At 68.4% G+C, this 25,289-nt stretch carries 27 protein-coding genes; 12 read left to right on the top strand and 15 right to left on the bottom strand.

Features of this window, described 5'->3' with window-relative positions; all coding sequences use genetic code 11:
• Nucleotides 1-60 precede the first annotated feature (60 nt).
• Complete coding sequence (locus ABVF28_RS03140) at nucleotides 61-885, bottom strand: Nif3-like dinuclear metal center hexameric protein (RefSeq protein WP_371029449.1); 825 nt, start codon at nucleotides 883-885, stop codon at nucleotides 61-63.
• Nucleotides 886-1,000: 115 nt separating this feature from the next.
• Here ABVF28_RS03140 and ABVF28_RS03145 point away from each other — a divergent pair, with 115 nt between their 5' ends.
• Nucleotides 1,001-1,972, top strand: coding sequence for a LacI family DNA-binding transcriptional regulator (locus tag ABVF28_RS03145; protein ID WP_371029450.1), 972 nt, complete (start codon nucleotides 1,001-1,003; stop codon nucleotides 1,970-1,972).
• A gap of 104 nt (nucleotides 1,973-2,076) precedes the next feature.
• On the opposite strand, the gene ABVF28_RS03150 is transcribed toward ABVF28_RS03145, so the two are convergent.
• Genes ABVF28_RS03150 through ABVF28_RS03175 form a run of 6 tightly spaced genes read right to left on the bottom strand, consistent with a single transcriptional unit; the run spans nucleotide 2,077 to nucleotide 8,380 of the window.
• The gene (locus ABVF28_RS03150) at nucleotides 2,077-3,003 is read right to left on the bottom strand and encodes an aldose 1-epimerase family protein (protein WP_371029451.1); all 927 of its coding nucleotides are present in this window, start codon (nucleotides 3,001-3,003) and stop codon (nucleotides 2,077-2,079) included.
• A gap of 29 nt (nucleotides 3,004-3,032) precedes the next feature.
• Nucleotides 3,033-4,460 carry a phytoene desaturase family protein gene (locus tag ABVF28_RS03155; RefSeq protein ID WP_371029452.1) on the bottom strand — a complete coding sequence of 476 codons (1,428 nt, stop codon included), beginning with the start codon at nucleotides 4,458-4,460 and terminating at the stop codon, nucleotides 3,033-3,035.
• Nucleotides 4,457-4,981, bottom strand: coding sequence for a hypothetical protein (locus tag ABVF28_RS03160; RefSeq protein WP_104312049.1), 525 nt, complete (start codon nucleotides 4,979-4,981; stop codon nucleotides 4,457-4,459). Before ABVF28_RS03160 ends, ABVF28_RS03155 begins: the two co-directional genes overlap by 4 nt.
• On the bottom strand, nucleotides 4,978-5,808 hold the full coding sequence (locus tag ABVF28_RS03165) for a glycosyltransferase family 2 protein (RefSeq protein ID WP_371029453.1): 831 nt from the start codon (nucleotides 5,806-5,808) through the stop codon (nucleotides 4,978-4,980). The genes ABVF28_RS03160 and ABVF28_RS03165 overlap by 4 nt, the downstream gene beginning before the upstream one ends.
• Nucleotides 5,805-7,319 carry a PIG-L family deacetylase gene (locus ABVF28_RS03170; RefSeq protein ID WP_371029455.1) on the bottom strand — a complete coding sequence of 505 codons (1,515 nt, stop codon included), beginning with the start codon at nucleotides 7,317-7,319 and terminating at the stop codon, nucleotides 5,805-5,807. Before ABVF28_RS03170 ends, ABVF28_RS03165 begins: the two co-directional genes overlap by 4 nt.
• Nucleotides 7,316-8,380, bottom strand: coding sequence for an acyl-CoA/acyl-ACP dehydrogenase (locus tag ABVF28_RS03175; protein WP_181026977.1), 1,065 nt, complete (start codon nucleotides 8,378-8,380; stop codon nucleotides 7,316-7,318). The genes ABVF28_RS03170 and ABVF28_RS03175 overlap by 4 nt, the downstream gene beginning before the upstream one ends.
• Before the next feature lie 208 nt (nucleotides 8,381-8,588).
• Here ABVF28_RS03175 and ABVF28_RS03180 point away from each other — a divergent pair, with 208 nt between their 5' ends.
• The 4 genes from ABVF28_RS03180 (at nucleotide 8,589) to ABVF28_RS03195 (ending at nucleotide 13,103) form a co-directional block, all read left to right on the top strand.
• Nucleotides 8,589-10,394 (top strand): glycoside hydrolase family 15 protein, encoded by a 1,806-nt coding sequence (locus tag ABVF28_RS03180; protein ID WP_371029456.1) that lies wholly within the window; start codon nucleotides 8,589-8,591, stop codon nucleotides 10,392-10,394.
• Nucleotides 10,384-11,274, top strand: a complete 891-nt coding sequence (locus ABVF28_RS03185; protein WP_371029457.1) for an SMP-30/gluconolactonase/LRE family protein — start codon at nucleotides 10,384-10,386, stop codon at nucleotides 11,272-11,274. The genes ABVF28_RS03180 and ABVF28_RS03185 overlap by 11 nt, the downstream gene beginning before the upstream one ends.
• Before the next feature lie 62 nt (nucleotides 11,275-11,336).
• Nucleotides 11,337-12,137, top strand: a complete 801-nt coding sequence (locus ABVF28_RS03190) for an SDR family NAD(P)-dependent oxidoreductase (RefSeq protein ID WP_371029458.1) — start codon at nucleotides 11,337-11,339, stop codon at nucleotides 12,135-12,137.
• 72 nt (nucleotides 12,138-12,209) lie between these two features.
• A complete protein-coding gene (locus ABVF28_RS03195; RefSeq protein ID WP_179556626.1) occupies nucleotides 12,210-13,103 on the top strand; it encodes an SDR family oxidoreductase in 894 nt (297 codons plus the stop codon).
• 36 nt (nucleotides 13,104-13,139) lie between these two features.
• On the opposite strand, the gene ABVF28_RS03200 is transcribed toward ABVF28_RS03195, so the two are convergent.
• A complete protein-coding gene (locus ABVF28_RS03200; RefSeq protein ID WP_371029459.1) occupies nucleotides 13,140-14,165 on the bottom strand; it encodes a sensor histidine kinase in 1,026 nt (341 codons plus the stop codon).
• A 64-nt stretch (nucleotides 14,166-14,229) separates the two neighbouring features.
• Between ABVF28_RS03200 and ABVF28_RS03205 the strand changes: the two genes are divergently transcribed.
• Nucleotides 14,230-14,871: a Pr6Pr family membrane protein gene (locus tag ABVF28_RS03205; protein WP_371029460.1), complete on the top strand. Its 642-nt coding sequence runs from the start codon at nucleotides 14,230-14,232 to the stop codon at nucleotides 14,869-14,871.
• 61 nt (nucleotides 14,872-14,932) lie between these two features.
• Here ABVF28_RS03205 and ABVF28_RS03210 read toward each other — a convergent pair whose 3' ends face one another.
• Entirely contained in the window at nucleotides 14,933-15,154 is a 222-nt protein-coding gene (locus ABVF28_RS03210) for a hypothetical protein (protein WP_371029461.1), read from the bottom strand.
• Between ABVF28_RS03210 and ABVF28_RS03215 the strand changes: the two genes are divergently transcribed.
• From ABVF28_RS03215 to ABVF28_RS03240, 6 genes are all read left to right on the top strand, one after another.
• Nucleotides 15,135-16,160, top strand: a complete 1,026-nt coding sequence (locus ABVF28_RS03215) for a hypothetical protein (RefSeq protein ID WP_371029462.1) — start codon at nucleotides 15,135-15,137, stop codon at nucleotides 16,158-16,160. The two genes, ABVF28_RS03210 and ABVF28_RS03215, sit on opposite strands and share 20 nt — an antisense overlap.
• A 47-nt stretch (nucleotides 16,161-16,207) precedes the next feature.
• Nucleotides 16,208-16,666: a MarR family winged helix-turn-helix transcriptional regulator gene (locus ABVF28_RS03220; RefSeq protein WP_371029463.1), complete on the top strand. Its 459-nt coding sequence runs from the start codon at nucleotides 16,208-16,210 to the stop codon at nucleotides 16,664-16,666.
• 2 nt (nucleotides 16,667-16,668) lie between these two features.
• A complete protein-coding gene (locus ABVF28_RS03225) occupies nucleotides 16,669-17,091 on the top strand; it encodes an organic hydroperoxide resistance protein (RefSeq protein WP_371029464.1) in 423 nt (140 codons plus the stop codon).
• 2 nt (nucleotides 17,092-17,093) lie between these two features.
• A complete protein-coding gene (locus ABVF28_RS03230; protein ID WP_371029465.1) occupies nucleotides 17,094-18,071 on the top strand; it encodes a zinc-binding dehydrogenase in 978 nt (325 codons plus the stop codon).
• A 102-nt stretch (nucleotides 18,072-18,173) separates the two neighbouring features.
• Nucleotides 18,174-19,199, top strand: coding sequence for a hypothetical protein (locus ABVF28_RS03235; protein ID WP_371029466.1), 1,026 nt, complete (start codon nucleotides 18,174-18,176; stop codon nucleotides 19,197-19,199).
• An 87-nt stretch (nucleotides 19,200-19,286) separates the two neighbouring features.
• Entirely contained in the window at nucleotides 19,287-19,787 is a 501-nt protein-coding gene (locus ABVF28_RS03240) for a DUF1990 family protein (protein ID WP_371029467.1), read from the top strand.
• An 80-nt stretch (nucleotides 19,788-19,867) separates the two neighbouring features.
• Here the strand turns inward: ABVF28_RS03240 and ABVF28_RS03245 are convergent, their stop codons facing one another.
• The 6 genes from ABVF28_RS03245 to ABVF28_RS03270 form a co-directional block, all read right to left on the bottom strand.
• The gene (locus ABVF28_RS03245; RefSeq protein WP_371029468.1) at nucleotides 19,868-20,065 is read right to left on the bottom strand and encodes a hypothetical protein; all 198 of its coding nucleotides are present in this window, start codon (nucleotides 20,063-20,065) and stop codon (nucleotides 19,868-19,870) included.
• A 24-nt stretch (nucleotides 20,066-20,089) separates the two neighbouring features.
• Complete coding sequence (locus ABVF28_RS03250; protein WP_371029469.1) at nucleotides 20,090-20,407, bottom strand: hypothetical protein; 318 nt, start codon at nucleotides 20,405-20,407, stop codon at nucleotides 20,090-20,092.
• 213 nt (nucleotides 20,408-20,620) lie between these two features.
• Nucleotides 20,621-22,165: a hypothetical protein gene (locus ABVF28_RS03255; protein ID WP_371029470.1), complete on the bottom strand. Its 1,545-nt coding sequence runs from the start codon at nucleotides 22,163-22,165 to the stop codon at nucleotides 20,621-20,623.
• A 330-nt stretch (nucleotides 22,166-22,495) separates the two neighbouring features.
• A complete protein-coding gene (locus ABVF28_RS03260) occupies nucleotides 22,496-23,026 on the bottom strand; it encodes a hypothetical protein (RefSeq protein ID WP_371029471.1) in 531 nt (176 codons plus the stop codon).
• A 398-nt stretch (nucleotides 23,027-23,424) separates the two neighbouring features.
• A complete protein-coding gene (locus tag ABVF28_RS03265; protein WP_371029472.1) occupies nucleotides 23,425-24,807 on the bottom strand; it encodes a type II toxin-antitoxin system HipA family toxin in 1,383 nt (460 codons plus the stop codon).
• On the bottom strand, nucleotides 24,804-25,124 hold the full coding sequence (locus tag ABVF28_RS03270) for a helix-turn-helix domain-containing protein (protein ID WP_371029473.1): 321 nt from the start codon (nucleotides 25,122-25,124) through the stop codon (nucleotides 24,804-24,806). Before ABVF28_RS03270 ends, ABVF28_RS03265 begins: the two co-directional genes overlap by 4 nt.
• Nucleotides 25,125-25,289: the final 165 nt, after the last annotated feature.

Below are 25,289 nucleotides of genomic sequence, written 5' to 3' on the forward strand. Positions count from 1 at the left end.
TCATTCTGTCGTGAAGTCGCGCGCTGCCCGCACAGGGCGCGCTCTCGTGCGCTGAGTCGACTACTGCGGGATGGCGAAGTCCCATGGGTCCGTCCGCAGCTCCGAGACCTCGACCTCCACCTCGGGGAACGCCTCCCGCAGCTCGCGCGCGGCGTGATCCAGCCACAGCCACTCACTCGCCCAGTGCGAGGTGTCGATGAGCGCCGGGCCGCTCCCCCTCGCGAGGGTCTCTTCGAGAGCCTCGGACGCGGGATGATGCCGGAGGTCGCTCGTGATGTAGACATCGGCGCTCACGACTGCTGGCTCGCTGAGCAGCGAGTCGCCCGCACCTCCGCAGAGTGCGACCGTCTCGACGACCCGGTCGAACGCGCCCGCGGCCCGGATGCCCGTGGCGGTTGCCGGCAGGATGCTGGCGACCCTCCGGGCGAGCGCACCGAGCGTCATCGGTTCCGGCAGGAGACCGACGCGGCCGAGTCCGCGACTCGGGTGGTCGCTCGATACGACGATGGGGACAGCACCCTCGAGGCCAAGCGCTGCGGCGAGCGCGGCGGAGGTCCCGGTCTCCACGACGTCCGCGTTGGTGTGGGCCGCGATCAACGCGCACCGGGCTCGGATGAGGGTCGCGAGGAGTGCCCCCTTCGCGGTCGTCTCCGCGACGGTCGTGACACCGCGCAGGAGCAGCGGGTGATGCACGAGCAGGAGGTCAGACGAGGTATCGACCGCCTCGCCGACGGTGATCTGCGTCGCATCCACCGCCAGCAGGATTCGGGTGATGGCCGCCTCGGGCGAACCGGACACCAGTCCGACCGAATCCCAGGCCTCCGCCCCCGCGGTTGGCCAGCTTCTCTCGGCAAGTTCCAGCACGTCGCGCAGTCGGGTCACCATAGGGCGATCCTAGCCGCGGTGATGCGGCCAACCACTGGACTTTCCGCGTAGAGTGAGCAGTTCATTGCTCCTTCCCCCGGGAGTCCTCCTATCAGAGTTTCCCCCAGGAGACGTCTTGTCAGAACAAGAGCGCGGCCCTGTCGCGAATCCCGCGAAGCGTTCGACCATCCGCGATGTGGCTGCGGTCGCTGGCGTCTCCAAGTCTCTGGTGTCACTCGTCTACAGCGACCCGGAGAAGGTCAGTGAAGCTCGCAAGGGGCGCGTTCTCGCGGCCGCCGAGGAGCTCGGCTTCCGCCCCAACCTGCTCGCCCGTTCCCTCGCGACGAACATGAGCGACTTCATCGGCATCCTCGTCGCCGACCCCGTGAATCCGGTCTTCGCCGAGATCATCGACGCCGCGAGCCTGGAGTTCGACCGGGCAGGGCGCCGCGGCTTGATGACAACCGCCGTGCTGCCGAAATCCGGGACTGTTCGTCGGCTGAACGAGGGAACGATCGCGACGCTCAGCGACCTGCGTCCCCGAAGCGTCCTCATCGCGGGTTCCCTCCCGGATGTGACGTCACTCGGATCGCTCGCCGAGGACCGGCCGGTCGTCGTGGCCTCGGGCCTGGCGGAGGGCCTTCCGAACGCGGGCAGCGTGCGAACCGATGACAGGAAGGGCCTCGCCCTCCTCGTCGAGCACCTCACCGGCCTCGGGCACAGCGATATCGCGCACCTCGGCGGTGTGACGGCCGTCGGTCGCAGCCGAGCGGAGGCGTACGAGGAAGCCATGACCACGCACGGGCTCGCGCGTCACGTGCACGTGCAGGACAGCGACTTCACCGAACTCGGCGGCTACGTCGCCGCGACCAGCCTGCTGTCTCGCGGGACCCCGCCGACAGCCATCATCGCGGCGAACGACCTCGCAGCCCTTGGCGTGCAGCGTGCTCTCGATGAGCGGGGGCTGACCCCCGAGGACGTGGCGCTCACCGGGTACGACAACTCGTTCCTCGCGTCGATAGCCGGGGTCTCCCTCACGTCAGTTGACCCGCACAACGGCGTCATCGGACGCGAGGCGGCGCGTTGGCTCATCGAACGAGGCCGGTAACGACTCGCGGCCGCATGAGCTGCTCATCGAGCCGCGCCTCGTCGTACGACGGTCTTCAGGCTCCGGCATCTGACGGCAGCGGCAGCCGTGCAGGCAGGCTTCCGCTATCTCTTGAACGTGACTCCCCACGAGGCTGTCCAGACCCCGCCCGGTTCGATCCGGATGAGGTCGGTGCCGGAATTCAGGGCGTCCGGTGGTGCCGTCATGGGCTCCGCAGCGAATGCGAGGCCCGTACCGCCATGGTGCCCCTCGGGACGAGGGAAGTCGCTCGGCGTGTAGAGCTGGACGTACCGGAAGTCGTCGTCGCCCCACAACTCGAGTCGGGCGCCCGACCGGGACGAGAGAGTGACCAGCGTCTTCTCGCCGCTCGGGCGGACCTTGAACGCGTAGTTCAGGTCGAGCTCCCGAAGCTCGCGTCCCGATGTCAGGTCGAACTCGCCTCCGGTGACGACAGGCTCCGTGCCGACAGGGAGCAGGCGGTCGTCGAGGAGGACCCGCTCGGTCAGGTCGGACGTGACCACAAGGTCCCCGATGGGCTCCTCGCCCAGCCGGAAGTACGGATGCGCGCCAACCGCGAACACCGCGTCCTGCGCCCCGAGATTGGCGACGGTGTGCGTGACCTCGAGTCCGTCCTGCCTCGCCCGATACCGAACGCAATGTCGGAGGGTGAACGGCCATCCGTGCTGGGGGTAGACCGTCGCCCCCAGCTCGATGCTCGAGGAATCGGTGTCGAGGACCGCGTACTCGGTGTTTCGGAGCAGGCCGTGCGACGCGTTGCCCTTGCTCGGCTCCGTGATGTCGAGCTGCTGAGTCTTGCCGCCGAAGCTCCATCTGCCATCGCGGACCCGGTTCGGCCACGGGAAGAGGGTGATGCCGGCCCCGAACGGCGGGAGGACGTCGTCGCCGAAGTCCTCGACCAGCTGCACGCCGTCGACGTCGAGAGATCGAAGCACCGCCGCGACGGTGCCGACCGCGACGCGGACACGCCCATTCTCGAGATGGTGCTGAACGCCGGTGACGGGTGGGTGCATGCATCCACCGTAGCGCTCGGAGCCCGCGGTCAGCGGCTGCGTGACCAATCGCGCAGCACGGCTCGCGCGGCGTGCATCCCCGGCATCCCGTGCACTCCTCCCCCTGGCGGGGTGGACGAGGAGCAGACGTAGAGTCCACGGCGGCCAGCTCGGTACGGGTGCAACGACGGAGCAGGTCTGAAGATCTGCTGCGTGCCGGCGAGCGTTCCTCCGCCGATGTCGCCGCCAACGAGGTTCGGGTTCCAGGCCTCGAGGGCACTGGGCTTCCACTCGCGGCGGTCACGGATGACCTCCGAGAAGCCAGGGGCGAAGCGCTCGATCTGCGCCTCGAGCGCGGGGCGCACGTCGAGGTCCGCTCCGTTGGGGACGTGCGCGTAGGTCCACAGCACCTGCTTGCCGTCGTGGGTGCGGCTCAGGTCCGCGTTGGACTGCTGCGTCACCATCACGAACGGGCGGTCGGGCATGCGGCCACGGTTCACGGCCCGCTCCGCGGCGACGATCTCCTGCATGCGACCACCGACGTGCACGGTGCCCGCACCGGTCACGCGCTGATCCGCCCACGGCACCGGACCGTCGAGCAGGTAGTCGATCTTATGGACGCCGACCCCGTACTTCCACCCGGCGAGATGGGCGGCGTACCGAGACTCCAGCTGCTCGTGCGCGACGCGCAGGATCTGCTTCGGGGTGAGGTCGAGCAGCACCGCGTCGGCGTCCGGCAGGTCCCGGAGGTCGGTCACCTCGGCGTTCGTCTCGATGCGGCCACCGTGCGCGAGCACGACCCGGGCGAGCGCATCGGTGATGCTGCTCGAACCGCCCTCGGCGACCGGCCATCCGGTGCTGTGGCCGAGCGCGCCGAAGGTGATGCCGAACGCCGCGGTCAGCGCGTGAGTCAGCGGGAGCGTCGCGTGCGCGGATGAGCCAGCGAACAGCGCCTTGGCGGCTCCGCTGCGGAAGAGCAGGCCGGCGATCGTCGCGGCGGGGAGCGCACCGAGCGCTCCGAGGCGCACCATGTCGAACGGGTGTGGCGGGATCCGCAGGAGCGGCCCCATGGTGTTCTCCACCGTCTCGAAGGGGTGGTGCGAGAAGTGCTCGTGCAACCACCTCCAGGCCGGCCCGTCGACGCCGAGCTCGTGGGCGGTCCGCTCGATGTCCCGGTGCAGCATCGCGGCGCGACCGCCTGGCAGCGGATGGGCCATCGGGATGTCAGGGTGCACCCACGTGAGGCCGTTGGCCTCGAGTTCCAGCTCTCGAAAGGCGGGGCTCGCGATGCCGATCGGATGCGCCGCGGCACCGAGATCGCTCACATACCCGTCGCCGAAGAGTTCCGCCGACCTGGACGCTCCCCCGATCTTCGCGGCGCGCTCGTAGACGACGACTTCGACGCCGCGCTTGGCGAGCAGCGCCGCTGCCGTGAGGCCGTTCGGCCCCGCGCCGACGACGATCGCGCGGCGATTCATGACCTGACGTCCCTCGAGGCCTGCTCGAGGAAGCGCTCCTCCACGGAGTCTTGGCTGATGCTCTGGAGGAGATCGATCTGCGCTTGCGAACGCGCCAGGAGCTCTTCGAGCCCGGAGAGCACGAGGCGCGGATCGCGAGGCTGCACCGCGATGAGCGCCTCCCACATGGACAGCTTGGCGCGGACCATTCCAGTGAGCATGTCCAGTTCGAGCTGGGTGCTCGGTCGACGGCGCAGGCGAAGGATGTTCACGGGGTTGAAGGTGCCCGCGAGACGAGCGCCGTTGGTGAGCCACAGCTTGAGGAAGGACTCCTGGTAGCCGAGCCCTTCGATCAGCGTCTTGAGGTCGCGCCGGTCTGCGGCGATGTGTGCCACGAGTACACGCATGGTCTCCTCGTGGGGCGTGCCCGCCCAGGTGGCAGTGGCGGATTTGAAGGCCCTCAGTCCAGCCTCCGAGGCAAGGAGGTGCGCGTTGAGGTAGCCCGCGTAGACCTCGTGGTCGAATCCTCGTGTCGTTGTCATCGGATGCTCCTGACGATCGTCGTTTCTTGATTCTCTCGTGGTGTCTGCTCCTCACCGCAAAGACGGCTGAGGAACATCGCGAACCCTCCGGGGGTGCGTCCGGTCGTACGTGCGGAGGTCACGACCGGATGTCTGGCGCTCGAGCGCACGACGCCACCGAGCCGTATGACCGCCGAGGTGAGCTCGACGTCCTCGTGCTCGCGCAGTGGAGGGTACTCGCCGGCCTGCAGGTACGTGGAGGCTCGAATACCGAGGTTCGCGGCGTGGATGTGGGGATGACCCTCCTCGAAGACGTAGTCCTCGAGCCATCTGGTCTCGAGTTCCGTGTCTCGGGGGTCGCCGCTGCGCGCGAGGAGCACCGTGCCGAGCAGCAGGTCGGCTCCGTCGTCGGCGAACTCGAGCTGCCCGACCAGCCAGTCCCTCGGCACAGCCGAGTCCGCGTCCGTCGAGGCGATCCAGGCGGTGTGCAGTTCGAATGGGGTGTCACCCGAGTGGGCTGTCGACAGGGTGAGTGCGGTACGGACACCGTCGCGTCTCGCGCGGCCCACGGATCCGTGCGCACGTTCGATCAGGTGGATGCGGGGATCGCGGTCCGCGGCGCGCTTTGCGATCTCGAGGCTCGAGTCGCGGCATGAGTCGAGAACCAGCACGACGTGAGCCCGCACGTGGAAGTCTCGCTGAACTCTGCCGAGGGCGTCCATCGCTGCGGTCAGCGCAGTGAGGCAGGTCTCGAGTGTGCGCTCCTCATCGCGTGCCGGGACGACGATGCGCACGTCGCGAATGCGGGCATCCTCGTCGACGCCTCGTGGTCGCGACGCGACGCTCACGAGGACTCTTCCGAACGTCGGCCGCTGTCGACGTCCGAGGCCGCCGTCGCAGTCATGGACGGGCTGGCGAAGCAGGAACTCCCAGCGTCGTTCCCGTTCTCGTAGATGTCGATCAGCGTCTCCTCCTGCGAGTAGGAGGCCAGGCGGCGCATACCGAGACGGGCGGTCAGCGAGTGGACGCGATCTCCGTCGAGCGGCCAGCCGACGATGGGACCACGCCAATGGCAGAGCACCAGCACTCCCGCCGGGGCCAGCGCCCGACGCGACCTCGTGATGAGCTCGCACAGCTCATCCTCGGCCAGGTAGTAGCCCGTCTCGGAGAGCACCACGAGGTCCAGCTGCCCATCCGCCACGTCGAGCGCGGCCCAGTCACGTGGGAGGGTCGCGAGGACCAACTCGACATGTTCGCTGCCCGTCAGCCTCTCCTCGGCGAGCCTCAACGCCTCAGTGCTCGCATCCGCGGCCAGGAGCCGGGAGCACCGGCCCGCGAGCTTCGACGTGCTCTCGCCGATCGAGCAGCCGATCTCGAGTGCCCGTTCGTAGCGCTCGGCCGGGAGCATCGCGAGCAGCACGTCGAGCTTGCGCCGCTCGTACCAGCTCGAGCGAAGCTCCCACGGGTCGACGGCAGCAGCGTGGACCTCGTCGAAGGCCCCGCGCGCGGAGCCGGAGTCGCGGGTGGCGGAAGCCGTCACCCGGAAGACCTCGAGGTCACGCCGGAAGTGTTGCAGGTGCGCGTGGCTCAGCACCGGCTCGTCGCCTGCAGCGTCGGAGAGGGGACGCACCTGGGACGCGTGGGCGAAGATGGCGCGGTCTTTCGCCTGGGCGGCCTCACGAGCGAGCGGGAGGCTCCGCCAGTGGCGCCACTCCGTATCCGTCACCGGGTCTGCCCAGTGCCAGAACCAGATCGGGAACTCCAGCAGCACCGCACCGGTGCCGAGAGCAGCTCGGGCCAAAGCCTCGCCGACGGCGTCATGGTCGGCGTGCCCGTCCCGCCGGTACGGGGCAGCAACGATCAGCCGCCGCTCCGGGCCGTCGCGCAGCCTCGATCCTGCGGCCGCTACGATCTCGTCGACGGCGCTCGACAGCTGCCCATCAGCCAGTCTGAGCTCGGTGAGGTCGAGGCGACCGACTGAACGTCCAGCCTGGCGGGCGATCACCGCCGCACCCTCGTGCAGCTCGCGGAGAGCGACCTCGAACTCAGCCCGTCGGAGTTCGCCGAGGCGTTGCTTGGAGACGCTCTGCGACCCCGGATGGGAGGCCTCACCCCTGGTGCACAGCAGCACGCTCACATCGGCGCCCACGGCGAGCGCGGAGACGACGAGTCCTGCGGCGCCGAGGGACTCGTCGTCGGGATGCGCCGCGCCGACCAGCAGCAACGTCTCCGCTCCGCGGTACGGCGCGAACAGCTCAGGATCAAGGTTCGGCAAGCCGGTGACGCCAGCCTCCAGCCAGGCAGCTTCGGGAGTTCCGCCCCGCAGGTGCGTGAACGCAGGCTGCGCGGCCCCGATCACGAGGCTCCTCCCCCGGGCGACGCATCGTGCTCTGCCCGAACCGCGTCGGAGAGCGACCGGCCGCGGGCCGCGTCGTCGCGCGCGCCGTGATGCTGCCGGAGGTACATGGTCAGGTCCGCGACGCGCCTGGCGTGGACGGGATCGAATGCGAGGGGTGCCGGTCCGAGCGCTTCCCCGCAGATCGCGAGGAGCCGTGTGCATCCGCTCGCCGTGTTCCCGCGCACTCGCTGCGCGAGCCCCCAGTCCGCCGTCCCCGCGTCAATGCGGTCGGCCGCGTCCTCCAGCTGCACGCGGATGCCATGCAGCAGGCGGTCGGCTTCCCCGAGCCAGGCGCACGCCAGCTGGTCCGGCTCACGAGAGCTCGCCGAGCTTTGAAGCGACCGACCGAGCGCAACTGCGGCACCGAACCAGACGGCCGCGACGCCGATGCCACCCCAGGCGAAGCCCGGACGCGAGGTGTACCAGTCGGCACCGTCGCCGACGGTCCACGCTGACGCCGCATCGAGTTCCACCGGTCCGCTTGGCACCCCGCTGAGGCCGGTGAGGGGCGCGCCCCCTTCATGAGGACTGACGGCGTCCTGGCTGAGGTCGAGCACGAACATCCACTCGCCGTGATGGTCCGACGCCGTCACGAGCGCGCGGTCGAGGCTCGACGCGAGGGAACACCACCGCTTCGTTCCCGAGAGGGTCGCGCGACGCGGTGGGCTGTCGTCGCGCGCCGACTCCGGTTCCCACCGGACCTCGACAGGCGAGGCGGAGGCGAAGACCCCCCAGCTCGTCCCGGGGTCGATCGAGGAACCGGACTGGGCCATGATGGCCGCCGCGTCGAAATGCGGCTCGATGACTCGGGCGGCCGTCAGGTCGAGCGCGCCGAAGCTGGCGAGCAAGCCGAACAGCGACCGCGTCCTGCCGTTGCCGGGAACCGGCGGCGAGGGCGAAGCGCGCAGGGCGTCGATGAGCGGCGCAGCGACTCCATTGCACGAGCCAGCCGCCGCCAGGAGTGCGGACGAACCATCCCAGAATCCGGGATCGACGTCGATGCCCTGGAAGCGTTCAGACACGTGCTCTCCTTCCGGATGTCCATCGAACGGAGCCGACACATGGCCCGAACGTGGCACGCTACGCACCTCGACCGTGAGTCCCCGGGAGGGTTGACACCGGTCCCGCAACCCAGTTATCACGCGCGCTCACGAGTACCGACAGACGCCCAGGCACGCGGAGCAAATTCCCACGGAGTCAGCCGGGACGTCCCGTAGCGTCGTCACCCTCATGACGAAGACTCCCCCCGGACTCCCCCTTCGCGACTACGCCGCCCTCGGCGACGGCCGCACCGTCGCCCTCGTCGCCCCGAACGGTCGGGTCGACTGGCTGCCCCTCCCGAACCTCGATTCCGTACCCGTCTTCGCGCGCATCCTCGACGAGGAGACAGGCGGATCCGTCGAGCTCGTCCCACGCGAGGCCTACGAATCCTCACGCCGCTACATCGAGAAGACGAACGTGCTGGAGACGACCTTCACGACCGCCGGCGGCGTCGCCCGTGTCACGGACGCCATGGTCACGGGAGTCGCCGGACGCCTCCCCTGGGCCGAGTTCGCGCGTCGTGTGGAGGGGCTCGACGGATCCGTCGAGTTCACCTGGCAGATCTCGCCCGGAACGATGCTCGGGACCAAGTCCCCGTGGCTCGACCGGGTTGGCGAGCACACCATCATCCGCTGCGGTCAGCTGTCGATGGCCGTCGTCGGCTCAGACCACGGCCCGGCCTCCTCCGACCCGACCAGCGCTGACCCCGCCGAACTCCACGGCCACTTCACCACCACCGTGGGCTCACGGCACCTCCTCGTCCTGACAGCGACGGAAGGCGAGCCGCTCCGGGTGCCAGACCCGGCGAAGGTCGACCAGGGCATCGACCGGACGATCGACAGCTGGCTGACCTGGTCGGATGAGTTCTCCTACGAGGGTCCGTGGTCCGAGCAGGTTCAGCGCAGCGCTCTCGCCCTCAAGCTCCTCATCCACAGCCCGACCGGTGCCATCGCGGCCGCCGCGACGAGCTCTCTGCCAGAGAACCCCGCTGGCGGCAAGAACTGGGACTACCGCTTCGCCTGGATCCGTGACCTCGCCTACACGGCACACTCCTTGACCTGGTTCGGACTTCGGGAGGAGACGCACGCTGCGATCTCCTGGTTGCTCCGGACCATCCGCGAGCAGGGGCCAGACGTCCTCGTCATGTACTCGCTCGGCGGTTCGACCTGCGCCGGCGTCGTCGAATACGACGTGCCGGGCTGGCGCGGCATCGGCCCCGTCGTCTCCGGCAACCCCGCGCAGGGCCAGCTCCAGCTGGGCATCTACGGCGACCTCATCGCCATCAGCCGCACCTACGTCGACGATGGCAATCTGCTGGATGTCGAGACTGCGCGCCTGCTCGCCAAGGTCGCCGACAAGGTGTGCGACGAGTGGCGCAGCCGCGATGCGGGGATGTGGGAGCTCGGGGACGAGCAGCACTACACGTCCTCGAAGATGGGGTGCTGGCAGGCGCTGACCGACGCGATCGCGCTCGCCGAGGGTTCGCACATCAACGGCGACGCCGCACGCTGGAAGGCGGAACGCGACCGGATTCACGATTGGACCGACGAGCACTGCTGGTCCGAGGACCTCGCAAGCTACGTCATGCACCCCGGGACGGACCGCCTCGACGCCTCGGTGCTGCTGCATGCGCCGAGCGGCTTCGATCGAGGTGAGCGGATGTCGTCCACCATCGACGCCCTGACTCGGGAGCTCGGCCAGGGGTCGCTGCTCCACCGGTACTCGGGCGTCTCAGCGGAGGAGCACACGTTCGTGGCCTGCGCCTTCTGGCGGGTGTCCGCACTCGCGTGCGTGGGCAGGCACGAAGAAGCGGTCTCAGCCATGGACGACCTCGTGACGCAGACCAACGACGTCGGCCTGCTCGCCGAGATGATCGCCGCAGGCGACGGAGCGTTCTGGGGCAACCTGCCACAGGGACTCAGTCACCTGGCGCTCGTCAACGCGGCCCTCATGATCAAGGACCTGGTGCCGAAGGAGGCCCGTGATGACCGGTGAGCCGACCCTCTTTCGCGAATTGCGCTCCGTGCTCGTGGAGAGCATCTGGTGGGACGCCCGAACGGAGGACCTGGCCTGGGTGGACATCACCGAGGGCACGTTCCACCTGGGGAGCATCGACGGAGCGAGGGACGGCAGCGACGACCGGATCGCCGAGCTCCCGGCTCCGGTGAGCGCCATCCAGCCAGCCGCGGGCGGCGGGTTCGTCGCCTCACTCCAGGACCGCATCGTCGAGCTCGACGCTGACGGGCGCCTCACGAAGACCCTCGCCTCGGTCGAGCACTCGCACGGTGGCATCCGCTTCAACGAAGGCAAGGTCGACCCGTTCGGCCGCTTCGTCGTCGGCTCCATGAACATGACCTCGACGGCCCCAGACGGCGCGCTCTACACGTTCGACGCCGAAGGAACGGTGCGGATGCTGCTGGGCGGGTTCCACACGACCAACGGCCTCGAGTGGAGCGACTCGGGCGACACCATCTACGTCACTGACACCTCGACGCAGACGATCTACCGTGCAGCGTACGGACCCGGCCCCGAGGACCTCGGCGAGCTCGAGCCGTTCATCCACGGTCGCAACTCGGATGGTCTCGCACGCGCTGTCGACGGCTCGTTCTGGAACGGCATCTACGGAGCCGGGAGCGTCGCGCACTGGAGCTTAGACGGCGACCCCCTCGGGGATCTGAGCGTTCCCGCCCCGAACGTGACGTCCGTCGCCTTCGGCGGTCAAGCCCTGTCGACCCTCTTCGTCGGCACGGCGCGCGAGAACCTCACGGAACGCGACCTGGTCGACTCCCCGTTGAGCGGGTCGATCTTCGCCGTCGAGGGCATGGGCCGCGGGCGCGCCGCGTCTGTCTTCGGGCAGACCACCGGTGCTTTCTGACGTCTCCATCCTCAACTCGACCGCACCGCACACCACACGAACATCGCAGACGGGAAGAAGACATGGATCTAGGCATCACCGGCAAGAAGGCACTCATCACGGGCGGCGACTCCGGCATCGGCTGGGAGACCGCGAAGCAGCTCCTCGAAGAGGGCGCGACCGTCGTCCTGAGCGACCGCGACGAGGAGTCGCTGGCGGCGGCCGCGGCGAAACTGGACGCACCCGAGGGGCGCCTCCACTCGTACGCCGCCGACATCACGAAGCTCGACGATCTCGCGGAACTCCACGGCTTCGTGCAGGAGCACGTCGGAGACATCGACATCCTCGTCCAGTCCGCCGGCATCACAGGCGCGCAGGGCCTCTTCCATGAGATCGACGACGAGGGCTGGACCAAGACCGTCGAGATCGACCTGCTCGGGCCGGTCCGCCTCGTCCGCCAGTTCCTCCCCTCGCTCCGCAAGGGCGGCTGGGGGCGCATCGTGTTCCTCGCTTCCGAGGATGCGGTCCAGCCGTACGACGACGAGCTGCCCTACTGCGCGGCCAAAGCGGGCATCCTCGCGCTCTCGAAGGGGCTGTCCCGCAGCTATGCCTCCGAGGGACTGCTCGTGAACGCGGTGTCCCCCGCCTTCATCGCGACGCCCATGACTGACGCGATGATGAAGAAGCGCGCCGACGAGCTCGGCACGAGCTTCGACGAGGCCATCGAGTCGTTCCTCGACGAGGAGCGCCCGTACATGGAGCTCGGCCGCCGCGGGGAGGCCCACGAAGTCGCATCCGTCATCACCTTCCTCTGCTCAGACCGAGCCTCCTTCGTGAACGGCTCGAACTACCGAGTCGACGCGGGCTCGGTAGCGACCATCTGAGCGTCATCCGCTTCGCGCGGACTCGCTTTCCCCTCACCCACGAACGATCAACCGAACGAACAGGAGTCGAACATGGCCAATCAGTACACCTTCACCGACCCGACCAAGCTCTACAGCGAGATCGAGCCGAACTCCGACGACCAGACGGAGCCGGGACTCGACGCGAAGCTCCGCGACACCGCCGACCTCGGCGAGAGCACCTACGAGGGTTCCGGCCGACTCAAGGGCCGCCGCGCCCTCGTCACGGGCGGCGACTCCGGCATCGGGGCGGCAACCGTCATCGCCTTCGCCCGCGAGGGTGCAGACGTCGCTCTCGCCTACCTGCCCGAAGAGCAGGAGGATGCAGACCGCATCACCGCGATCGCCCAGGACGCTGGGGTCAACGTCGTGCAGCTGCCCGGCGACCTGACCGACGAGAAGTACGTGAAGGGCCTTGCGGATGCTGCCGTCGCGAAGCTCGGCGGACTCGACATCCTCGTCAACAATGCCGGGAAGCAGATCTACAACGAGGACCTGACGACGCTCACGAGCGAGCAGTTCGACGAGACGTTCAAGGTCAACGTGTACGCGATGTTCGAGATCTCGAAGGCCGCGATCCCGCACCTCCCCCCGGGGTCGACGATCATCAACACCACGTCGATCCAGGCCTACTCGCCGGCTCCGATCCTCGTCGACTACGCATCGACGAAGGCGACCATCAACGCCTTCACCAAGGGCCTCGCGCAGCAGCTCGCGCCGAAGGGCATCCGCGTCAACGCGGTCGCTCCCGGCCCGATCTGGACGCCCCTCCAGGTCACGGACGGCCAGCCGCCGGAGAAGGTCGAGCAGTTCGGCGAGGACACACCGCTCGGGCGCATGGGGCAGCCAGCAGAGCTCGCGCCCGCGTATGTCTTCCTGGCTTCACCCGAGTCGAGCTACGTGCTCGGCGAGACGCTCAACGTGAACGGCGGCATGCCCACGCCGTAGCACTCGGCTCATTCGTCGACGTCGGACGCCCGCGCCTCAGGCGCGGGCGTCCTCGTCTGCATCCGTCGGGCACGTGAGCGTCACGGTCGTGCCCGTCTCGTTCGTCTCGAAGCGGATGCGTGCGTGGACAAGCGCCGCCCGCTGCCGCATGGATGCGATGCCGTGGGTTCGCGCCCCGAGCTCCTCGAGCGGCGCGGCGGCGCCGTGTCCGTCGTCCGTGACCGTGAGCACCAGCGTCGATGGCCGCCAGAGCAGCACGACGTCGATCCGACTCGCCCCGGCGTGACGCCGCGCGTTCCTGATCGCCTCGACCGCGATGGCGTGCAGTTCCTCAGCTGCGGGCGCGGAGACTCGGCCCCTGGTGCCGATCTCGGTCACCTCCACAGGCGTCAGGATCGGCAGCTCGTGGCGCGCGTACTCGAACAAGGCGTCCGGGAAGTCCTGCGGTGCCGGGTGCTCGAGGTCCCAGCTGAGCGCGTCGACGAGCGCCGCTGCTCGAGCGGGACGGTCACCGCCGAGCTCGGGCAGGATCGACTCCCGCAGCTGACGCGCGAGGCGGAGCTCCGCGACGCGCTGAACTCCGGAGAGCTGGCCGCGGAGCGTCTCGGCGTAGGCGAGGGCCCCCGGGACGAACCTGCCGAAGACGCTCGAGTGCAGCACCTGGGCGACCGTCACCGTCGGCACCGGCATCCGGGAAGCGAACGCGGGAAGGGCGACCTCGAAGAGGACGTTCGCCGATACGAGAGGCTGGGCCGGGTGCAGGCCCTGGGCGAGCAGCACGTCGGCCGTCGCCTGCATGAGGCCGAGGTCCAGCGATGCGGGGGCTTGCAGGTACCCGAAATCGCGGAGTCCCGCGAGCCTCGTCCAGGCCTCGGTGAGGATCTCCACGACGTGGGCGCGGAAGACGGGATCGAGGTCGCCATCTTCGACCGCCGCATCGCCGCGTTCCGAGAGCAACGCCATCGCGGCATCGAGGACCTCGTCGATGGCGTCGGTGAGATCGGACTCCGCCACGTGGGCGGTGGTGGCAGCGGGGTCGCGAAGGGGGAAGTCGTCGGTCACGCTCCAGATCCTACGAGCGCGGGTCGCAGTCCTGTGCCAGCCTTGCGGCCCTAGGCTGACGCAGATGACGAGCACGACAGAGCACCAGGCGTCCAAGTCGGCACGCCGAGTTGTCGGCGTGGTGCGGATCGGCGTCGGTCTCGCCGTCATCGCGATGCTCGTCTCCACCTACGTCGGCCGCATCGGTGTCGGCGACAGCAACCCGTTCGACTTCTTCGGCTACTTCACGAATCAGACGAGCCTCATCACGAGCGGACTCCTCATCGCGGCGGGAGTGCTCGCCATGCTCGGGCGCGATGCTCCCGCATGGCTCGCGGTTCTCCGTGGTGTCGCTACGAGCTGCATGATCATCGTGGGTGTCATCTACAACACGCTCGTGCCTGGGACCGGTTCTGCGCCTCCGTGGGTGAGTGCCATCCTGCACGTCGTCTTCCCCTCCTACGTGGTCCTCGACTGGCTGCTCGTCGGTGATCGCCCGCGACTGGCCTGGCAGCGGCTGTGGGTCGTGCTGCCCTACCCGCTGCTCTGGATGCTCGTCGTGCTGCTCCGAGGTGCGACCGACGGCTGGGTGCCCTACGGGTTCCTGCTGCCGGAGCACGGGCCCGTCTCTCTGTTCCTGCACGTCGTGGGCCTGCTCGGTGCTCTTCTCGTGGCGGCCACGTTCGTCTGGTGGGCGAGCCGCTTCCGGGGGTCTGTGCGCGGTTGAACGTGGAGGATGCGAGACCGGGTGAGGGAGACCGTGACAGGTGGCCTGTACGTTCGAGGCGCTAGAGCACCGACCCGAGCCACGAGACGACGGACTGCACGACCTGGGCGAGTCCGAGGGCCAGCAGGAGAGCCTGCTCGACCGTACGCGCAGCGACTTCCGGCACGAAGAGCCAGAGAATGCCGAGTGTCGCAGCGAGTGTCACGAGCGTGACCGCCAGCAGGAATGCGAGCGCGGCGAGCCGCGGATAGCGCAGCGTGGAGGTGACCGGCTTCGCCTGCATCCACCACACGGGCGCTCGCCTGGCGGCGGCTGGCCGCGCCGATCTGCTCGCGCTCGTGCGGCCACCCCTGGCAGGCGGCGTGCTCGCGCGTCGAGGCGTGCGCGGCCTCGACGTCGCGGACCCCGAGCGCGGCGCGACCCGCTTCCGGCCTGGACCAGCTGTCGTCGGCGCGCGCTTGGCAGCGGCTCTACCGGCGCGGGAGCGCTTCTTGGGCGACGGGCGAGTCACGGGCGATCCTCCGGGTCGGGAAGACTTCAATCTATCCGGCTGCAGGACCCCGAACGGCTACGTTCCGGTCACGGTGTCCGGGAGCCGCGCAGGGCCGCTTGCTACCGTGGCCGCGATGTTCTCGGACTGGAAGCGCAAGCGGGCCGCCCAGAGGGTGACGGCCGGCGATGGCCACGAGCTCAAGCGGTATCGGTGGTGGCAGCCCTTCTCACGAGCCCTGTTCCACCTCCGGCTCGTCGAAGGCGACGGCGTGCAGCACCTCTGGTCGGTGGACGTGAAGCTCTGGGGAGACTCTGACGGCGAGGTTGTGGCGGGCCTCTACCGGGATGGACGCCATGTGGCGCAGTCGAAGCTCCCCGCCCTGTTCCAGGCCCCCGGCGGCACGATCGAGGTCGTCGCCAGCGGCTACGGGCTCAAGCGCTGCCACTTCGTCTCGGCGGAGGGACGCGAGCAGCAGCTGGTGCCCGACCCTGGCTCCGCAGAGGGGCGCAGAGCGCGACTGCAGCGCGACCGGCCCGGCCTGAGCCGCTTCCTCGGCATCGCCTCGGTGAGCATCCTCGTCGTCGCGCTCGTGCTCGGCGTGCCGCAGATCGCAGAGCAGTTGACGAGCATTCCGCCGATCGCGGATCGGGTCGGCACGTTCTCCTCGCCGATCCATCTTCCGTCGTGGCTCAACATCTCTCTCGTCGTCGCGAGCCTGGTGGCGAGCACCGAACGCGCGCTCCGCCTCCGCTACAACTGGGTGCTCGACGGAGGACTGTTCGACGGTGATGACTGATGCGCTGTTTAATTGTGCACAATTGAGCTGTGTGCAATGCTTTATGCATGCCCGTTACCGACGACATGATCTGCTTCTCGCTCTACGCGGCGAGCAGGGCGACCACGCAGGCCTACCGAAAGCTCCTGGAGCCGTTCGGCCTCACCTACCCGCAGTACCTCGTGCTCGTCGTGCTCTGGAACGACGGGCAGCAGTCGGTGAAGACGCTCGGCGAGCTGCTGCAGCTCGACTCCGGCACCCTGTCGCCGCTGCTGAAGCGCATGGCCCAGGCGGACCTGATCGCACGCGAACGTCACCAGGACGACGAGAGGGTTGTCGACGTCAGGCTCACCGACCGAGCCGTCGCGCTCCGCACCGAGCTCTCGCACATCCCAGCCCGCATCGCCGCGGGGACCGGTCTCGGGACCGAGGAATCAGGTGCAGCACTGCTGCGCACCCTCCAGCACCTGACCGAGACCATGCAAGCCACCGCCGACCAGGCGGACGCACAAGGAAAGAAGGACTAGCTGTGGACGTGCTCTACACCGCGGAAGCTCTCTCGACCGGCCAAGGCCGAGACGGTCGCGTCGTCACGAGCGACGGCACCGTCGACCTCACGATGGCCGTACCCAAGGAGATGGGCGGGTCGGGAGCTGGCTCGAACCCCGAGCAGCTGTTCGCCGCCGGGTACGCAGCCTGCTTCCACTCCGCCCTGAACGCCGTCGCGCGAGGCAAGAAGCTCGACCTCGGCGACTCCAGCGTCGGCGGACGCGTGCAGATCGGACCGAACGGCGAGGGCGGGTTCCAGCTCGCCGTGCTGCTCGAGGTCGTCATCCCCAACCTGGCCCACGACGAAGCTCAGGCCCTCGCCGACGCGGCACACCAGGTCTGCCCATACTCCAACGCCACTCGCGGCAACATCGACGTCACCATCACGGTCTCGGAGGACTGATCATGCGCACCATCACCCATCCCACCTTCGGCGAGCCGCAGGACGTCCTGACAGTCGAGGAACAGGAACTCCCCCAGCCCGGCCCCGGCGAGGTGCGCCTGCGCATCCTGCTCTCCCCCATCCACAACCATGACCTCTGGACCGTGCGCGGCACCTACGGCTTCAAGCCCGAGCTGCCCGCACGAGCTGGGACCGAAGCTGTCGGGGTCGTGGACGCGATCGGCTCCGACGTCGAGGGACTGAGTGTCGGCCAGCGGGTAGCGACCGGCGGATCGTTCGGCGCGTGGGCCGAGTACGTGACCACCCCCGCCGCTGGCCTCATCCCCGTCCCGGACAGCGTGCCGGACGAATCGGCCGCGCAGCTCGTCGCGATGCCGTTCAGCGCCATCAGCCTGCTCGAGTCGCTCGGCCTCGAGTCCGGCGACTGGCTTGTGCAGAACGCGGCGAACGGCGCCGTCGGCCGCATGGTCGCCCAGATCGCGGCGGCCCGCGGCGTCAACGTGGTCGGCCTCGTGCGTCGGTCCGAGGGTGTTGACGAGCTTCGCGAGCAGGGAATCGAGCGCATCGTCGCGACGAACGTGGACGGCTGGCGCGACGAGGTCGAGGCGATCACCGGTGGTGCGCCCATCAAGGTCGGCATCGAATCCGTGGGTGGCAAGTCGGCTGGCGAGGTGCTCTCGCTCCTCGCGGAGAACGGCGAGCTCGTCGTCTTCGGCGCGATGGCGTCACCCACGCTCGAGCTGTCCTCCGGCGACGTCATCTTCAAGCAGGCGACAGTCCGCGGGTTCTGGGGCAGCAAGGTCAGCCAGTCCATCGACGCCGGCCTCAAGCAGCGTCTCTTCGGCGAGCTGCTTCAGCACCTCGGCTCGGGTCAGCTGACGCTTCCCGTGGCCGACGTGTTCCCGTTCGAACAGATCACCGACGCGGTCGAGGCGAGCCTCACCTCGGGCCGGGTCGGCAAGGTCCTGCTTCGCCCCTAGCGCCGCAGGTATCGGCTTCTCGAACGCCCCGCCCGTCACAGGGCGGGGCGTTCTGCACGGCGCTCCCTGGATCTGCTCAAGCTCGGCGGCCATCCTGAACGCATGTCACATCTCGCAGACCTCCTGGTGCCGAAGCTCCCCGACGGTATGACCATCCCCGAGCCGCTCGAGCGGGCGTGGACGTGGATGGAAGGACAGGGCTGGGGCTTCGAGAACCGGAACGGCTACTTCCTCACCCCATACGCGGGGACCGCGGAGCTCGGCATCGTCTTCTCCCCCACCGAGTCGCTGACCGGCTGGTTCGAGCCGGACGAAGTGGGGCACGACCGCCTCTTCCCGCTCGGGCAGACCGACGGCACCGGAAGCTTCGCCGCGCTCTGGCGCGACCCCTCGGACGCCATCCGTGTGGTGGTGCTCGGGTCGGAGGGCGAGCGCCTTTCCCTCGCTGATGACGCGGTGGACTTCCTGCGACTGCTCGCCATCGGCTATCTCGAGCTGAACGGCTACGGGCTCGCCGAGGAACCGTCTGACGAGGACGAGGAATCGGTGGCGGCACTGGCTCAGTTCAGGGCGTGGGTCGAGACGGAATTCGGCGTCGAGGTGCCCGCCCACTGGGAGGTTCGCGAACCAGACCCGTTCGACGCCTGGGTGGCTGAAGTCAAGAACGAGGAACCTGAGCCTGTCCGCGCCGCCACTCCCTTCGTCGCCCCAGAGGTGAACACCAGCGAGGTGATCGCTGCCTGCCTCGAGCTGTTCGAGGAGCCGCGTATCGAGCGAATCCAGTTCGGGCGACTCCGGAACCTGCCACGCACCACGGCAGCGTGGGGGCATGAGCTTGCCGTCATCGACACCCACGAGCCAGGGAGCCCCGCTGATGTGGCAGCGCTCGCTCGGGTCATGAGCGATGTGCGAGCCGCCTTCATCGCACAGTGGGGAACCCCTCGGGCTGAGGCGCCAGCGCCAGGCTCGTGGGCAGCCAACAAGCTCGAGGTGACGTGGATCCAGCACGTCGACCTCTGGCCGGTCACCGACGACATCGTCGTGGCCCTCTTCACGAGCGCGGAGGAGGGCACGCAGATCGCCGCCGTCGTGTCTCCCGCAGCCATCGACGAGAAGGAGAGGTTCTAGGTTCATGCCGACCGCCTCCGCCTCGGCGTATCTCGCCTCACCGTCGCATGAGCTCGCCCACATGATGTGCGGGCTAGCAAGCACCTCATGACACGGCTCACGTATGCGGAGGTCGGAGCGACCGCCGGACAACTGCCTGACGGCTACCACCACGTGCGCGAATCGCTGGTCATCGGGCACGGGCGCGACACGTTCGAGCGGGCGGCCGACGACCTGCTCGCTGGCCGCGCGCAGAGCAGATCCGGCGCCTCGGTCGAGCTCTCGGAGGTCCCCCTGCGGGAGGGATCGCGTGTCGTCATGCGACTGCGGATGGGTCCGCTGAAGTTCACGATCCCTTGCCTCGTCGTCTGGGCCGAGCGCACCTCGACCTCCTGCGGCTTCGCCTACGGCACGCTCCCCGGCCACCCCGAGCGAGGTGAGGAGCGCTTCGTGCTGGACCTGGCGGATTCCGGGACTGTGACTTTCAGCATCGTCGCCTTCTCCGCACCCGCGCGCTGGTTCACCATCCTCGGCGGCCCAATAGCTCGAACGGTGCAGACTCGGATGACCCGCCGGTACCTTCGGGCATTGGCCGCAAGCGAGACCTGAAGCTGAGCGCGCCGGATGCCCCGTCGAGGCTAGCGACGCTCCGGGGAGACCACCTGAGGCTGGCGAGGCTATCGCCTCGGTCAGGGCTGGTGCGAGATCCCGAGACGCTCCCTCACCTCGGGAATGTGCCACGCCGATGTCGCGATCTCCTCGCGAAGTGTCTTTCGAGGCCTTCCTCTGCGGTTGACGAGGACCTCGAGGTCGATCATCGTCGACTCGGTGATCGCATCAATGACGACGCCGATGCCGGTCAGCGAGGCCATACCTGAGTCGATCATGGTGAGCAGCGGCGGTCCCTGCCGCTACGAGATCGCGTTCACGTCGGCGCCGCCCGCGATGAGCCGAGCGGCAAGCGCCGCCTCGCGGTCGAGGTCGTGCTCGCGGTTCGAGAACAGCAGGTGCAGGGCGTTGAGACCGGACGAGAGGGTGACGGATGCATCCGCGCCGTCGTCGAGCAGCCGCTCAGCGATGCCCAGGCGGGCCGTCAGATCTGGATTCAGCATCGCCCTGAGCAGCGGCGTGTCACCGGTCGAGAGGGAGAACGTCGCTTCCCCGGGTGTGTAGTCGTCGAGAAAATCCTCGAGCGACTCTTCCTCCGCGCGATGTGCTCGGTTCGGCATGATCGCCTCCAAGGCGGTTGCTGCCCCCCCGCGGTGTCACTGCGAGCCTAGCGAAAGCGGGATGATCGTCGTCACGGCTCATCCGCACAGGGTGGATTCCTCCCCGACCAGCCGACCGTCTGGACCCACGGAGTCGGGGCGGCGGTCGGCGAGCCGGGGAGGCTGTGTTGGCTTCGGGAAGACGGATGCGCCACCTTCCCCGCCAAGCGGGCGTTAGCTGTGTCGGCGACGCAGCAGCAGGACAAGCCCGCCGAGTGCGGCGATCGCAGCCGCAGTGATCGTCAGGAACGGCACTCCGGCGCTTCCTGTCGTGGCGAGTGATGCACTCGAGTCACCGTCGACGGGAGCCGCTGGCGCGGACGTCGCGGTCTCGACGGGGCTCGGAGCCGTCGATGGTTCAGGCGCAACGGTGGGTTCCGGTTCCTGCGTGGGCTCGGGCGCGACGGTCGGAGTGGTTGACGGGGTTGCCGTGGGCGTGGGCTCCGGGCTTGCGGGTGTCGGAAGCGCGGCGGCCGCGGCCAAGATGAGCTGCTGCGTCTGCTCGACGTTCGTCGCCCGGTTGGCGGCGAGGTTGGCGTAGTCGAGCACTGGGACGTGCAGGTGGCCGCCGGCCACGTCCTGACGGTCCAGGCCGACGCGGAGGCGGTTCGCGCGGTACATGCTCTCGTTCGAGAGGTAGTCGCCGCCTCCACCACTCACTGCGAAAGATCCCTCGGGCGGCGCCGTCGGGTCGTTCGTGCCGACACACTGCGCCTCGTCATCCCGAGCTTCGCTGAAGGAGTAGCAGAAGGCATTGTTGAGCTGCACCGGGAACGGGCCCGTCTCTGCGGCAACCATCTCTTCGAACGGCAGCGTCGTCTCGATGAACTGCGCCCCGTCGACGGTCTGCGGCCACGCCGCCGAATCCGGTGCCTGTTCGAGAGCACGCTCGTCGAGGTTGTCGACGCCGCCGCCGCGCCAACTGCTCGCCCAGCGCTCGATGTCGTAGCCGGTGCGCCCCTGGCTGATGGTCATCGCCATCTGGGGGGACGCGGGACCCGCGAGGAACTGGGGACCGTACGCGTCCTCGACGATTCCGCCGTCGAAGCGCGACCACGTCACGGGCAGCACGACGGCCTGGATCTGCACTGGCCCGGAGGGCGTCTCGATGACACGGCCGGAGAGGGAGAGGGCGACGGCACCGGAGGGGTTCGAGCGCTCAAGCAGGGCGGGAAGCTGGAACGGGTCGAATCCGCTGATCATCACCTTGGTGACGCCAGGGTCCTCGTCGAAGCCGAGCTCGAGCAGGCCGCGAGTCGCCTCCTCCAGGTTGTGCAGCAGGTCGGTGAGCTGCTCAGCCGAGACGGCGGAGGAGGCGGCCCAGTCCTTGACCTCGGCGCGCATCGCGAGCCGCGCCCAGTAGAGGCCGCGGTCCTCGTAACGGGTGGCTGCTCCGACGTCTTGAGCGTTCTGGACAGCGATGTCCCAGAGCTCACGTCCCGTCTCCACGATGAGCGTGTCGGCGTTGTCGGGTGCGGTCCCGGCGAGCGCGGCCGAAAAGTTGTCGAGCGCGGCCTCAAGCCCGGTGGATGCGATCATCTGGGTGGAGAAGGGAACGGTCTCGCCGGGGAGCGTGGCGCTGAGACGGAGCTCCTCGACGTCGCGCTCGGTGCTCTCGAGGCGGGGGTCGGGTGCCGCCTGCGCCGGCGAGGCGAGCACGGTGGCGAGGATGGCCCCGGCGCCGAGTGCGGCGAGGAGTCGTCTGGTGACGCGTGTCATGGTCTCTTGTCCTAGGTGTGGGGGCGTCGGACTCATGGTGCTCCGGCGCCGTCGGCAGAGGGGTGGGTACACCGCGGGTCGCGCTCAGGGATCAAGATCGCCGGTGCGAACACCCGGGTATCAATCGACCCTATGTTGTTCAACACGACTACGGGGATTGTTCACGTTTAAGGCGTGTGAACAATTCCTGAGCGGACGCGGGTCCACGTTTGCGATCCATGAGGGCGCGGGATGCGGCGAGCGCGGTCTTCCTGTGGCCGGCTGGCGGGGTGGGGGTGTGCACCCTTGCTGCGTCCGTGGTTGTGTATAGGCACCGCCGAGCGCCGCCGGTCAGCTCGGGTTCGGCAGCTGGACCTGCATAGGAGAGATGTCGACTTCGACATCGCCGAAGATGAATCCGTCAGGACGAGCGAGGCCACCGTCATAGAGCTCGATCGGGAACGTGAAGAGTGAGTAGAGCGACCCTCCGGTCCAGAGCACGATCACGATGGTGAACAGGATCGCTGAACGACTGAACTGGCGTCGAGCGTCTGCGAGGATCGTTCCCCGGCGGATGAGCACGGTGAGGATGCTCACGAATCCGAGCGCCAACGCCAGGTATGCGAACGGACTGGGCTGCAGCGTCATCGCGAGACAATTCGGGACCTGGTCCGTGATCTCCCCATTCGCGTCGAGATAGTCTCCAGCCCCGGTCACACCACCCGGACAGTAGCTGCGAGAACCGCTGCTCGCGATGGTGTGGAACACGGCAATCGTGAGGATCCAGAGGGTGTAGCGGCGTACTTCCACGATCCACCCGCGCCCGATCACGGCCTCCAATTCGGGAGGTGCTGCCAGCTCTGAGTTGGGGTTTGCGGTCATCTGTACCTCGCTTCGTTCGCCTGTTGTCCGTGCACGGGTGACGCGACCACGCTCCCAATCGATCCTGGACGCCTCCCGGGTACAGGTGTGGCCGAGTGGAGGGCGATCGCGGTGAACGTTCCGCCAGCGCGGTGGATCGCGGTGGTCGTCACTGACATGTCGTTCACGGACTTCGCCTGCGGGTTGACCACCTGGATGCGGTTTGCCTCGAGCATGTCTCCGGGCTTCGATCAGCTCCTGCGCCTGCGTGCTGAGTTTCGTGGCTTCCGTTCGCCGCCCTTGCAACTGCGGGTCTCGGCGGACGGCCGTCTCACCGCGTGCGAGGGTGCTCTCAATCCGCAGAACAGCAACGATCGGGGCAGTCGTGGGCGGAAGCTGCCCATCCTGCGGTGGATGGCTTAGCTCGTGTCGCGCCAGTGTCCGCGGACGTGCATCCCTCGACGGGTGTGCGCGGGGATCCAGACGCGGCCTGCCCCTGCTGCGCCGCTCGATCTGGGCGGGGCTGGCAGGTCGATGATGCTTGGGCTCGAGGGGACGGCCGCTTTCGCACGCTCGCGGTTCGGCCCCTCGAATGCGTCGGCAAACCCTTCGATCTCGTCTCGCGGAAAGCCAGCCTCAGCCCCGTACTTCGCCCAGTCAGCGGTTGCGTGCTCGACCTCGCGGATGGCGTCGATGGCCTGCTCGTCGGCGAGCCGGTACGCGTCGGCGCTGGCGATGAGCTGCCGGAGGTCGCGGTTGTCGGGGTCATCGTCAAGGGTCAGTGCTGTCGCGGCGTCTTGCGCGTAGGGGAACGGGTTCACGTCGAAGACGGGGCTCAGCTCCCATCCGCGGCGGCCGAGGAGCAGTCCGTGGTTGCGAAGGTGATCGTCGACGTTGTTGACGAGGATGGTGAGCGCCACTCGTCGGAACAGCTGCTCGCCATTGGTGGCCGTGGCGGCTGTGAGCTCGATGGCGATCGACTCGTAGTCGGTGTGCTGCCCATCTTCCGTCTGGAGGAAGCTATGCAGACTGAGATAACCGCGGCGCGTATCGCCGTCCCGGTCGAAGCGTTCGATGACGGCAACGCCGTAGCCGTCACCGGTCGTGGCGGGGTGCAGCTCGTGGTGCGGGGTGACGATGCCGGCGGCGTGCGCCATCCGCATGGTCGCTATTTCCCAGGCTGCAATGTTCCAGCGGTCGTCGGCCTGGGGCAGTTTGGCGATCGCGAGCCGACCGCGCCCGTTGATGACGGCTGCTTTCGGGCGCGCACCGCCTTGGGACGTGCCGATCGGCACGAGAGTGCGGAGCGTCTCGTCACTGGGTCCGATCCCCCGTTGGGCGTCGTCGCTGGCTGCAACCAGTGAGGCGAGGTCGTGGACTGCCGGGGGTGGCCCAGCGGCGTGGCTCTGGAAGCTGCCGCTGCTGTCGCGGAAGCGGAGCGCGCCTTGGCGAGTGTGGTCGGGCACAGCCAGGAGCAGGCCCGTCTCGTCCAGCTTCGAAGGCAGGGCCGGGTCGGCTCGGCGACGACGCCGGTGCTCGCTCTGGAGGAGACGCGTGCCCCATCGATCGGGCATCGCGTCGGCGAATCCGGTGAACATCGGCCGGTGCATAGGCGGGTTCTGGACACCGACTCTGAGTGGCAGGTCCGGGGAGAGCGCGTACGCGCCGCGCAGGCGCAGGTAGTCGGGCGCGTAGGTGAAGCTGATACCGGCAGCGCGCCGGTGCGGATGGGCCGTAGATTGCGCGATGCCGGCAAGCACTTCCCTGCCGTCGGCGAGCGTGGTGAAGACGTCGACGTTCATCGTCGGGGTCTCACTCGTTCGCCGAGGAGCTCGTCCGCGCGAAGGCGGCCGACATCTGAGTTGAGGGGTTCGACAGCGTCGAGGATGCCTTGCTCGATACCAAGAACCATGAGGACGCGCATGAGAATGTCACTGGAGACGCTGCCGCCGTTCTCGATCTTGCGGAGGGTGACCCGTGTGGTGCGCGCGCGCTCCGCGACCTGCTCGGCGGTGATGCCGCGCAGCTTCCGCCAGCGACGCAGGGAATCTCCGAGCGCGGCCAGCGCGCGCTCTTCGCGACTGCGGCGCTGTGGTCGTGCAAGATCGGGTTCCGCCATACCGGCATGGTAACACTTGTATCCATTACGACCTCGAATGGACAGTTTTATTGCCACGAATCCAGCCCGAGCGGCTCATCAGATGCATAGAACCTCCGCGACCGCACGGGTCTCGTGGAGGTCTCGGCGGCGCGGTGAGCACCACCCTTGCGAGACCGAGGGTGG

It is taken from the genome of Pseudoclavibacter sp. JSM 162008 (genome assembly GCF_041366455.1).
Taxonomy (GTDB): Bacteria; Actinomycetota; Actinomycetes; order Actinomycetales; family Microbacteriaceae; genus Pseudoclavibacter.

What these genes read in the sequence shown, in the direction of transcription:
- ABVF28_RS03140 (WP_371029449.1), bottom strand. Translation starts at nt 885, where the DNA reads ATGGTGACCCGACTGCGCGACGTGCTGGAACTTGCCGAGAGAAGCTGG.
- ABVF28_RS03150 (WP_371029451.1), bottom strand. Translation starts at nt 3,003, where the DNA reads ATGCACCCACCCGTCACCGGCGTTCAGCACCATCTCGAGAATGGGCGT.
- ABVF28_RS03155 (WP_371029452.1), bottom strand. Translation starts at nt 4,460, where the DNA reads ATGAATCGCCGCGCGATCGTCGTCGGCGCGGGGCCGAACGGCCTCACG.
- ABVF28_RS03160 (WP_104312049.1), bottom strand. Translation starts at nt 4,981, where the DNA reads ATGACAACGACACGAGGATTCGACCACGAGGTCTACGCGGGCTACCTC.
- ABVF28_RS03180 (WP_371029456.1), top strand. Translation starts at nt 8,589, where the DNA reads ATGACGAAGACTCCCCCCGGACTCCCCCTTCGCGACTACGCCGCCCTC.
- ABVF28_RS03185 (WP_371029457.1), top strand. Translation starts at nt 10,384, where the DNA reads ATGACCGGTGAGCCGACCCTCTTTCGCGAATTGCGCTCCGTGCTCGTG.
- ABVF28_RS03190 (WP_371029458.1), top strand. Translation starts at nt 11,337, where the DNA reads ATGGATCTAGGCATCACCGGCAAGAAGGCACTCATCACGGGCGGCGAC.
- ABVF28_RS03195 (WP_179556626.1), top strand. Translation starts at nt 12,210, where the DNA reads ATGGCCAATCAGTACACCTTCACCGACCCGACCAAGCTCTACAGCGAG.
- ABVF28_RS03205 (WP_371029460.1), top strand. Translation starts at nt 14,230, where the DNA reads ATGACGAGCACGACAGAGCACCAGGCGTCCAAGTCGGCACGCCGAGTT.
- ABVF28_RS03210 (WP_371029461.1), bottom strand. Translation starts at nt 15,154, where the DNA reads ATGCAGGCGAAGCCGGTCACCTCCACGCTGCGCTATCCGCGGCTCGCC.
- ABVF28_RS03220 (WP_371029463.1), top strand. Translation starts at nt 16,208, where the DNA reads ATGCCCGTTACCGACGACATGATCTGCTTCTCGCTCTACGCGGCGAGC.
- ABVF28_RS03230 (WP_371029465.1), top strand. Translation starts at nt 17,094, where the DNA reads ATGCGCACCATCACCCATCCCACCTTCGGCGAGCCGCAGGACGTCCTG.
- ABVF28_RS03235 (WP_371029466.1), top strand. Translation starts at nt 18,174, where the DNA reads ATGTCACATCTCGCAGACCTCCTGGTGCCGAAGCTCCCCGACGGTATG.
- ABVF28_RS03240 (WP_371029467.1), top strand. Translation starts at nt 19,287, where the DNA reads ATGACACGGCTCACGTATGCGGAGGTCGGAGCGACCGCCGGACAACTG.
- ABVF28_RS03245 (WP_371029468.1), bottom strand. Translation starts at nt 20,065, where the DNA reads ATGATCGACTCAGGTATGGCCTCGCTGACCGGCATCGGCGTCGTCATT.
- ABVF28_RS03250 (WP_371029469.1), bottom strand. Translation starts at nt 20,407, where the DNA reads ATGCCGAACCGAGCACATCGCGCGGAGGAAGAGTCGCTCGAGGATTTT.
- ABVF28_RS03255 (WP_371029470.1), bottom strand. Translation starts at nt 22,165, where the DNA reads ATGACACGCGTCACCAGACGACTCCTCGCCGCACTCGGCGCCGGGGCC.
- ABVF28_RS03260 (WP_371029471.1), bottom strand. Translation starts at nt 23,026, where the DNA reads ATGACCGCAAACCCCAACTCAGAGCTGGCAGCACCTCCCGAATTGGAG.
- ABVF28_RS03265 (WP_371029472.1), bottom strand. Translation starts at nt 24,807, where the DNA reads ATGAACGTCGACGTCTTCACCACGCTCGCCGACGGCAGGGAAGTGCTT.
- ABVF28_RS03270 (WP_371029473.1), bottom strand. Translation starts at nt 25,124, where the DNA reads ATGGCGGAACCCGATCTTGCACGACCACAGCGCCGCAGTCGCGAAGAG.